At 61.0% G+C, this 2,771-nt stretch carries 1 protein-coding gene; it reads right to left on the bottom strand.

The window, feature by feature from the left end:
* On the bottom strand, window positions 1-2,771 hold a 2,771-nt coding region (locus tag E5J99_RS20805), incomplete at both ends, for a non-ribosomal peptide synthetase (RefSeq protein WP_135499728.1).

The following is a 2,771-nucleotide window of genomic DNA, read 5'->3' as shown; positions in this document are numbered from 1 at the left end:
CACCAGCAGCAGCTCGTCCGTGCCGTCGGCGTGCCGGAACACGGCTGCCTGGAACAAGGGACCCGTGGCCAGCACGAAGCCCGCCTGCACGGACTCGCTCCGCAAGAGCTGCTGGGCCCGCGCTTCCGGCGCAGGCAAAGCCGTCAAATCGTGCACGTGCAGCACCACCGGCGTTTCGGCTACCGAAGCGTAGTGCTGGCACCAGCCACCGGCTGCATCCGACGCGAAGCGCAGGCGCAACGCGTCGTGGTGGGCCAGCAGCTGGGCCAGGCTTTGCCGCAACAATTCCTCCTCCAAAACACTGGAGCTGGTGAGTAATACTGCTTGATTAAAGAAATGGCGGTCTACATTGACTTCGCCTAAGAATTCGTGTTGAATGGGGCTCAGTTCGACCGCGCCGGTTGGTGTGGCCTGCGAAATCTGACGGGTGAGCTTGGTAGCACGTTGCGCCAGCTCGGCCAGTACGGGGTAGCCCAGAATGTCGGCTACTTCCACCGAATAGCCCTGCTGCCGCAGGCGCGACACCACCAGAATCGACTTAATAGAGTCGCCGCCGAGGTCGTAGAAGTTGTCGTGGCGGCCCACATATTCGCGGCGCAGCACGCTGGCCCACACCTCAGCCAGCTTGGTTTCTACTTCGCCCTGGGGAACCTGGTACTGCGTGGCGCGGCTGCTGAGCTGGTGCTGGCCCGGCTCGGGCAGGGCTTTGCGGTCGAGCTTGCCGTTGGCCGTCAGGGGCAGCGCGGCGAGGGCCACGAAATAGCTGGGCACCATGTAAGCCGGCAATTGGGCCTGCAATGCGGTGCGCAGCGTTTCTACATTGAGGGACTGCCCCGCCGCCGGTACGATGTAGGCTACCAACGCGGCGTCGCCGTCGGCATGTTTGGTGGCCAGCACGGCGGTTTGGGCCACGGTGGCATCGGAGAGCAAGGCACTTTCAATTTCACCCAACTCGATGCGGTAGCCGCGGATTTTCACCTGGAAGTCGGTACGACCCAGGTATTCCACGTTGCCATCGGACAGCCAGCGGCCCAGGTCGCCGGTGCGGTAGAGACGGGCCCCGGCCTGGTAGGGATGAGCCACGAATTTCTCCTGCGTCAGCTCTTCACGGTTCCAGTAGCCCCGGGCCAGCTGAATACCGCCGATGTAAATTTCCCCGACTACGCCCAGCGGTACGAGGCGCTGCTGGCTATCCAGAATCAGGATTTGGGTATTAGCCACCGGTTTGCCGATGGGCACTTTGGTACTTTCCGGCGTGGTGTTATAATAGGTAACGTCGATGGAAGCCTCAGTGGGACCATAAAGGTTATAGATAGGCACTGATAGCTCGCTATACCACTTTTTTACGCTTTCCAGGGCCAGGGCTTCGCCGCTGGTCATGACGCAACGCAGGCCGGCCACCACTTGCAGGTCTGCCTTCGAATCCCAGAGGCCGCCGATGAAGGCATTCAGCATGCTGGGCACAAAGTGCAGGCACGTAACGCCGTAGCGGGCAATAAGGGCCGCGATGCGCGTAGGCGAGTAAATGTCGTCTTTCTCGCAGAGCACCATTTCGCAACCCCAGCCCAGCGGTAGCAGCAACTCCCACACCGACACGTCGAAGGTGAAGGTGGTTTTTTGCAGAATCACGTCGGCGCTGGTAAACTTATACGCCTTCCACATCCATTCCAGGCGGTTCACCACCCCGCGATGCTCCAGCATGCAGCCCTTGGGCTTGCCCGTCGAGCCGGAGGTATAGAGCACATAGGCCAGGTTGGAGGGCGTAAGCACGGTGGGCACAGTGGCCGTCGAATACTGCGCCTGCACCAGCGTGAAGAGGTCAATCTGCTGAGCATCGAGGCAGACTTTGCACTGGCTGTCCTCTACGAGGTAGGCAATGCGGTCGGCGGGATACGCCGGGTCGATGGGCACGTAGGCACCACCGGCTTTGAGAGTAGCCAGAATAGCAATAACCATCCAGGGGCCACGCTCCAGCTCAATGGCCACGCGGTCTTCGAGCTGTACATCGTGCTGCTGGCGCAGGTAGTGGCTCAACTGGTTGGAAGCCTCATCGAGCTGCTGGTAAGTCAGCGTCGAGTCGCCAAACCGCAGGGCCACGGCCTGAGGCCGCAGGGCCACTTGCGCGGCAAACATATCCACGATGGTCTTATCGGCCGGGAAGTCCACGGCCGTATCGTTCAGGCCAGCCAGCAGGTAAGTGCTTTCGGCCGCGCTCAGGTACTCAATGGCGGCTACTTGCTGGTTCACATTGGCGCAGAAGCTTCCAACGATTTCCTTGAAATGCGCTTCCAGACCCGTAATTATAAAGTCCTCGTAGCACTGGGCATTGTAGGTGAAGTGAAAGTCGAGGCTGGCTTCGCGCGGCACAACAGTAATGTGCAGGTCGTAGCTGGTGTGCTCGTTCACTTCACTCTGGGTCAGGCGCAATTCGTTGTCGCCCGCTCCCATTTCGCCTTCATGCTCGGTCAGATTTTCAAACACCAGAATGTGGTCGAATAGCTGGCGGCCGAGTGCGCTCTGGGCCTGCACTTCGGCCAACTGCCGGTAGTGGTGAGCCTGGCCAGCCAGCTGGTGCTGGTGCTGTTGGGCAATAAGCTCCCGCACGGCCTGCTGCGCCCCATACTGCACGCGCACCGGAACGGTATTGATGAACAAGCCCACCATTTCTTCCACGCCCACCAGGTCGCCGGGGCGGCCCGATACGACGGTGCCAAACACGACATCCTGGGTGCCGGCGTAGCGGCCGAGCAGCACGCCCCAGGCGCTCTGCA

It is taken from the genome of Hymenobacter elongatus (assembly GCF_004745955.1).
GTDB lineage: Bacteria > Bacteroidota > Bacteroidia > Cytophagales > Hymenobacteraceae > Hymenobacter > Hymenobacter elongatus.
The sequence above is the reverse complement of the archived record's forward strand: the minus strand, read 5'-3'. Positions and strand labels throughout refer to the sequence as shown.